The sequence below is a fragment of the Micromonospora sp. D75 genome, from assembly GCF_018070405.1.
In the GTDB taxonomy this organism is placed as follows: domain Bacteria; phylum Actinomycetota; class Actinomycetes; order Mycobacteriales; family Micromonosporaceae; genus Micromonospora; species Micromonospora chalcea.
In genome coordinates, this window is record NZ_JAGPXV010001117.1 from 1 (window position 1) to 742 (window position 742).

Genomic DNA, 742 nt, shown 5'->3' on the forward strand with positions numbered 1-742 from the left:
TGCGTGAACACCGTCTGATCCAGCAACCCCGCCTCGGCGGAACCCGCCTCAGCGAACAGCACCTCCTTGAGCGGACGCGGCAACAACGGATCCAGGTGACTGCACACGTCGTCCAACGCGACGGCGAACACCGGGAACAGGGCCGACAACTCCCGACCCATCCCCGCACGCTGCGCACCCTGACCCGAGAACAACAGCGCCAACTGGCCGCGCTGGCCGCCCGGGCCGGTGAGCACGCCGGCCGAGACCTCGCCCGCCGACACGGCTTCGAGGCCCGCCAGCAGTTCGTCCCGGCTCGCCCCGGACACGACGGCCCGGTGCTCCAGTACGGAACGCGACGCCACCGACGACCACGCCACGTCGAGCGGGCGCGGGGCCCCGGTGCCGCCGAGCCACTGCGCCCAGCGGCCGGCCTGCGCCGACAGCCCGGCCGCGTCTCGGGCCGACAGCAGCAGCGGCAGCACCGCCGGCACCCGGGACGGCTCGTCACCGGTGACCGGCTCGTCGCCGTCGGCCGGCTCGTCCGCGTCGGTCGGCGTGGGCGGCTGCTCCAGGATCAGGTGCACGTTCGTACCGCTGATGCCGAACGACGACACGGCGGCCCGGCGGGGCCGGTCCACCGCCGGCCAGGGGCGCGCCTCGGTGAGCAGGGAGACCGCGCCGGCGGACCAGTCCACGTGGGGGGTCGGCTCGTTGAGGTGCAGGGTCCGTGGGAGCAGGCCGTACCGCATCGCCTGCACCA

Annotated in this window: 1 protein-coding gene; it reads right to left on the reverse strand. The window is 74.5% G+C overall.

Annotated elements, in window-relative coordinates; genetic code table 11:
* Positions 1-742 (reverse strand): type I polyketide synthase (locus KBX39_RS32400; RefSeq protein WP_210874237.1); only part of this gene is annotated, 742 nt, incomplete at both ends.